Source organism: Flavobacteriales bacterium (assembly GCA_013214975.1).
Taxonomy (GTDB): Bacteria; Bacteroidota; Bacteroidia; order DT-38; family DT-38; genus DT-38.
The window spans coordinates 1-2,181 of sequence record JABSPR010000408.1 but is presented as its reverse complement, the minus strand read 5'-3'; the positions used below and the strand labels follow the sequence as shown (position 1 = coordinate 2,181).

The following is a 2,181-nucleotide window of genomic DNA, read 5'->3' as shown; positions in this document are numbered from 1 at the left end:
TCCGGTAACTCGAGATAATAGATTTGCCTATGAGAGCATGCTGAGAAAAGATGGGCATCTTGGTCATATAAAAGAAGTTTTGGATAGAATAGATTCTGAGATAGCCAAGAATAAAAAGTTTATACCTGCCGAGGTCGCTGAGAGCGATAACTAAAAAGAGATAGTCCGAAATAATAGTGCTATAATGTCTCTTAATACCTTGAATTCAAAGAGGTCTAATTAATCCCAATTATATATCGTATTTATTCACTTTTCAATGTGCGTAACTAAGTGCTTTAGGTGCCTATTTACCTTGGGCTACTATTGTATTTTCAATTAATTTCGTGGCATATTATTGTTACCAAATATTGAGTTATGTCTGAATTGAATTTGTCGTTTGGTTTAAGTTTCGAAGACTTATATAGTCGAGCTGGACTTGAAAAACTAGATGGGTCGTTTGTTGAAAGCCTTAAGGAGTCTAGTGTAGAATTACACAATCAATTTGTTTCCTACAGAGCTAACGTTTTGGACGGGGTTGAGATTGATGAAAAAGACGAGGCAAATTTCTTAATCGAAATTGCGCCATTCGTTGAAGATTTTATCGCTAAACTTTTTGGAATAGAAGCGGAGGTTTCTGCACTTCAAGATTCACACACGGAGTTGGCCGGTATATTTAGATGTAAACGAACTGTAGTACAGCGTAGAGGTCCTAAAGCAATCAAGGGAGAAGAAGTAGGCGAGATTGATGGTGATGCGCTTAGAGCGGAGTTAGAAGGTTATTTTGGCGCTCCATTTTCTGAAAAGGAGTATTCGGATCAAACAACAAAATGGATTGATTACGAGAACAGTAAAGATATTGAAGGCTTTGAAAAAGAGTCGTTAGCCGCTTGTAGATACGCAGGTTGGGCTTTAACGAGTGCAGCGGGTCGTGCATACCACAAGAACGATGTGTTGTTTCAAAAACCAAACAAACTTGATTTTGAGGCACTAGTTCCTGTTGATACGGAAGTTGTAGATGGTGTTAGCGTTAAGCGATTAGCAGATAGCCATACACTAAGAGAAAGGCAAGGTTTTAGCTTAACAGACGAAGGCTTTTCTATAGAGCACGCTTTAGACGAAGCGAACTATTGCATCTATTGCCATAACCAAGGCAAAGATTCTTGCTCAAAAGGGTTGATGGAGAAGAAACCGGATGAAAATGGTAATACACCGTTTAAGGTTAGTCCAACTAGAGTAAAACAAGCTGGTTGTCCGCTAGAAGAACGGATTTCTGAAATGAACCAAGTAAAAGCAAATGGTTTTACCATTGGAGCTTTGGGTATCATTACGCTTGATAATCCTTTATGTGCAGCAACAGGTCATCGTATCTGTAACGATTGTATGAAGAGTTGTGTGTATCAAAAACAAGATCCGGTTAATATCCCAGCGGTAGAGACAAGATCACTTACAGATACATTAGATCTTCCTTATGGTTTTGAGATATACAGCCTACTTACTAGATGGAACCCATTTAGCTTGGCAAAACCTCTTCCTCGTAAAGAGAGCGGGTACAAAGTATTAGTGGCAGGACTAGGGCCTGCAGGTTATTCGTTAGCGCATCACTTGTTAAACGACGGGCACTTAGTTGTTGGTGTTGATGGATTAAAAATTGAACCATTAGACTCCTCTTTAAATGGAGTGGGCAAAAATGGAGAGAGAACGAGTTTCTTACCGATTAAAGATATTAAGCAAGAAGTTTACGAAGACCTAGATGAACGTGTGCTCGCTGGGTTTGGTGGTGTTGCCGAATATGGTATTACCGTACGATGGAATAAAAACTTCTTAAAGGTAATTCGATTGCTTCTTGAAAGAAGAGAGCACTTTGCTATGTTCGGTGGTATCCGAATGGGAAGTACAATTACATATGATCAAGTATTTGAATTAGGCTTCGATCACTTGTCGCTTTGCTTAGGTGCAGGTAAGCCAACTATCGTTTCTATGCCGAATGCATTGGCTAGAGGGGTTAGGACGGCTTCCGATTTCTTAATGGCACTTCAGTTATCTGGAGCTGGTAAGAAGGATTCTATATCTAACTTAACTGTAAGACTACCAGTTGTAGTTATTGGTGGAGGTTTAACGGGTATTGATGCGGCAACAGAAGCATTAGCGTATTACACGGTACAAGTTGAGAAGTTCAAAAAACGACACGATATACTAGTTGCC

The 2,181-nt window shown here is 39.6% G+C and carries 1 protein-coding gene; it reads left to right on the top strand.

The window, feature by feature from the left end; all coding sequences use genetic code 11:
* Window positions 1-354 precede the first annotated feature (354 nt).
* Window positions 355-2,181, top strand: a 1,827-nt coding sequence (locus tag HRT72_12745) for an FAD-dependent oxidoreductase (GenBank protein NQY68574.1), incomplete at its 3' end; no start/stop codon positions are given.